General features: G+C 41.6%; 4 protein-coding genes. All 4 read left to right on the top strand.

What is annotated here, in order from left to right:
- The coding region (locus PX481_RS22325) for an AAA-like domain-containing protein (RefSeq protein WP_288096108.1) at nt 1–1,558 on the top strand (1,558 nt) is incomplete at its 5' end.
- Between the two features lie 101 nt (nt 1,559–1,659).
- On the top strand, nt 1,660–1,809 hold the full coding sequence (locus tag PX481_RS22320) for a hypothetical protein (protein ID WP_158499357.1): 150 nt from the start codon (nt 1,660–1,662) through the stop codon (nt 1,807–1,809).
- 46 nt (nt 1,810–1,855) lie between these two features.
- Nucleotides 1,856–2,728, top strand: coding sequence for an ArnT family glycosyltransferase (locus tag PX481_RS22315; RefSeq protein ID WP_288096105.1), 873 nt, complete (start codon nt 1,856–1,858; stop codon nt 2,726–2,728).
- Nucleotides 2,713–3,501, top strand: a complete 789-nt coding sequence (locus PX481_RS22310; RefSeq protein ID WP_288096103.1) for a hypothetical protein — start codon at nt 2,713–2,715, stop codon at nt 3,499–3,501. The genes PX481_RS22315 and PX481_RS22310 overlap by 16 nt, the downstream gene beginning before the upstream one ends.
- The last annotated feature ends 88 nt before the right edge of the window (nt 3,502–3,589 follow it).

Below are 3,589 nucleotides of genomic sequence, written 5' to 3'. Positions count from 1 at the left end.
TTTAGGAAAAGGGATAGTTAATATCACCACGGCTAATCAGTTGGGGAAAACCTATCAGTTATATCAAGCTGGAACCGAGCGATTGTATCCCACAGAATACCATCCGATTGTCCGAGCTTTAAGGGGGGAAAAAAACACGGTGGATGATATAGAAGTTCACCAAGGAGAGAAGATTATTCCCCTAGAAGTGTATGCCACGCCCGTTTTTGACGAAAAAGGAGCAATTATCTATGCGATCGCCGCTTTTACCGATATTACCGAACGAAAACAGGCGGAAGCGGAACGGATTCGCTTTACCGAAGAATTAGCCGAGTATAGCCGCACCCTAGAACAGAAAGTGCAGGAGCGCACCCTAGAACTCAGCCAAACCCTAGAAATTCTCAAGGCCACCCAAGCAGAATTACTATTTGAAAATGAACTGCTCAGAAGTAGCGAAGAATCTAGCACCTTTGACTACCAAGTGGGGGGCAGTTTGCCCATGGATGCCCCCACCTACGTGGTCCGCGCCGCCGACCGTTATCTCTATAAAGCCCTCAAACGCGGCGATTTTTGCTATGTTCTCAATCCCCGTCAAATGGGTAAGTCTAGTTTAATGGTACGCATGATCGATCACCTCCAACACGAGGGCATCTGTTGCGCTCCCATTGATTTAACCCGCATCGGCAGCGAAAATGTCACTCCCGACCAATGGTACAAGGGGATAGCCTTCGAGTTAGGGCGACGTTTTGGACTGCTCAAAAGGGTCAATCTCAAAGCTTGGTGGCAAGAACGGGAAGATGTCTCGGCAGTACAGCGCTTGGGCGAATTTATCGAAGAAGTGTTATTGCTGGAAGTGGGGATCGTGGAAGGTTCTCCCCCGAAACCGATCACGATTTTTATCGATGAAATTGATAGCGTTTTGGGCTTAAATTTCGCGGTTAATGACTTTTTTGCCCTGATTCGTTCCTGCTATAACCAGCGTGGTTTTAACCCGCTCTATCGGCGTTTGACCTTCGCTTTCTTCGGTGTTGTCACCCCCTCCGATTTAATTACCGACCACCAAATCACTCCTTTTAATATCGGTCATTCGATTCAATTGGAGGGTTTTAAGGAACACGAAGCCCAGCCTTTACTGCGCGGATTGGCCGAGAAAGTTAGTAACCCGCAAACTGTCTTAAAAGAAGTCTTTGCTTGGACAAACGGTCAACCTTTTCTGACCCAAAAACTCTGTCAGTTAATTCGCACCGCCGCCTCGCCGATTCCCCCCAATGGTGAGGCCTCCTGGATTGAGGACTTGGTACAGAAGAAGATCATTGACAATTGGGAGGCTCAGGATGAACCGGAACATCTGCGGACTATTCGCGATCGGCTTCTCAACAGTCATCGCTCCCAGTTGCTCCTGAGACTCTATGAACGGATTTTAAGGGAAAAAGAGGTGATTGCCGAGGATAGCCCTCCAGAAAAAGAGTTACTTTTATCGGGGTTAGTGATCAAAGACCAAGGCCGGCTGCGGGTCCATAATCCCATCTATCGGGCCATCTTTAACCTCGATTGGCTGGGTTGCAGCTCAAATTTGTAGAAATATCCACTACAGAGCAATTATTGGGACTTAAACGCTCAATACAGATCACATCGATTATAATCGCTACAGAGTCGGCACTTGACGTTGAGAGATTGGCAATGAAACAGACAACCCCCTCCGAGTCAGAGATAAATGAAGCTTACTTCGCCATGTTATCTTGGTGTTTTGTGCCTAAATTTCCCCGCAAGTCAGCCCCCTGTCTCGGCCAGTGCGAGTCGCTATTCTCGGAGCAACACGAGCAGTCGTGACTAAATTACTCGAATTCCGCTATTTTCCTTTCGTAAGATTAGAGCCATGAACAAAACAGATGTAATGAGTTGGATTTATTTTAGTCATCCAAAAAAAGCTGATATTGTCAATATTTTAATAATTATTGCCATATGGACTGTGATGGTAATTGTCGTCAATCCTTTGGGTAATTTTCCTCTTAATGATGACTGGGTTTATGGACTGGCAGTAAAATCGATTCTGGAGAAAGGTGATTTCCGCCTTCCCAGTCCAGCCCATGCTAACCTATTTTTTCAAGCCTTTTGGGGAGCCTTATTTTGCCTTCCTTTTGGATTTTCATTTACTGCATTACGCTTCTCAACTTTAACCTTAGGATTAATCGGTGCGATTGGTACTTATGGACTGCTTAGAGAAGTTAATGCCAATCAGAAAATCTCTTGGTTGGGCGCTTTGCTGATAGTGGTTAATCCTCTATACTTTGGATTAGCTAACAGCTTTATGACCGACGTTCCTTTTCTGGCTTTAAGTATCCTATCTTTCTATTTTCTGATCAGGGGATTGAAGCGGGAATCAACTATGGAAATTATTCTCGGTATTTGCCTCGCTTATATCACGATTTTAATCCGTCAATACGCAATTATTATTCTTTTATCATTTGCCCTAGCATACTCGTTTAAACAAAGATTTAAATTAAAAATTTTATTGGGCAGTTCCCTGATATTTTTATCAGGAATTTTACTACATGAACTGTATCAAAAATGGCTTTATTCTACAGGACGCATGCCTTTAACAGCAGAGAATACCCTGACTATAATAGCAGAGAAGGTATTGATAGCTATAGGAAAATTAGATTTCGGCAACCACATTTTAATGATTTCAATTATATACCTGAGTTGTTTAGTCTTCCTTGCCCTAGCGATCTTTTGGACAAAAAATTAAAAATTTTGTTGGGCAGTTCTCTGATGGTTTCCTTGGTAATCTTACTCTATAAATTGTATCAACAATGGCTTGAATCTAAAGAGCGGACTCTTTTAATAATGGAGAATGTGTTGATGAATATGCAAAAATTAGATTTTGGCAACCATATTCTAATTATTTCAATTGGTTGTTTTATTTTCCCATTCATAGCGATATTTTTTTCTGGGAAATTTAAGGAAATATCGCGCCAACACCAAAGAATAACGCTCTTAGCTTTATCTAGCTTTTTTGTTGTCGTGATGGGTAAATTGATCCAGCAAGGCAAAACTATGCCCTTCATCGGTAATGTCCTAGTTTATTTTGGCTTAGGCCCTTTAACCCTTCGAGATACTTATATCTTGAAGGTAAATTATCCCCCCTATTCCCTTGGCTTAAAAATATTTTGGTTGATGATGACGGCGATTGGTGTAGTTGGAGCGCTTTTATTGCTTTACTATTTATGCTCAGGGATATTGCAAACCTTTTCTGAATCAGAAAAATGGTTGAATTTACTAATAATTTCTGCGATATTAGTTTATCTTTTTCTTTTGGGAATAAAGTATGCTTTTGATCGTTATTTTTTGCTGCTTGTACCATTATTTATGGTCCTTATAGTAATTTTAAACAAGGACATTGCCGAACGAGATATTGGCAAAAAAATAACTGCTTTTGCCTTGACAATGATCTTTATTTGGGGCGGATTTACGGCTCTTCGGTTTGTGTTATGCAATGGACGGGGGTTATATTGGATGTAACCCTTATATAGAAAGGCATTTAGCGATTTTTGTCGATTGTTTTTGATCTAGAGCGAACTAATCAATTAAGTCTCTTACCAGATAAGGA

The sequence above is a fragment of the Microcystis sp. M53603_WE2 genome, from assembly GCF_030065435.1.
The sequence above is the reverse complement of the archived record's forward strand: the minus strand, read 5'-3'. Positions and strand labels throughout refer to the sequence as shown.